At 49.2% G+C, this 264-nt stretch carries 1 protein-coding gene; it reads left to right on the top strand.

The window, feature by feature from the left end:
- On the top strand, positions 1–264 hold a 264-nt coding region (locus tag CWC28_RS22390; RefSeq protein WP_212746828.1), incomplete at both ends, for a hypothetical protein.

Here is a 264-nt window from a genome sequence, read left to right as displayed (position 1 = left end):
TGGCGGTGCCTGTTGAGCTGGCCGTAAAGCTTTATCAACAACCTCCTCGTTCCCAGGCCGAGGCTCAAGCATTTATGGACGAAGTGGCTAAGCACTATTGCTCACGGCAGGATATAGATGCTTACCTTCAAGCCCTCAAGAAGGTCAATCCTCACGAACTGAGCATGGTGATGGGATGGAAATACACACTAGACAAATTCAAGGGCAAGGCTCCTTACAACCTGGTTCACAGCACTATTAATGCAATGATCCCTAGACTGCAGC

It is taken from the genome of Pseudoalteromonas sp. S4492, from assembly GCF_005886115.1.
Classification (GTDB): domain Bacteria; phylum Pseudomonadota; class Gammaproteobacteria; order Enterobacterales; family Alteromonadaceae; genus Pseudoalteromonas; species Pseudoalteromonas gelatinilytica.
The sequence above is the reverse complement of the archived record's forward strand: the minus strand, read 5'-3'. Positions and strand labels throughout refer to the sequence as shown.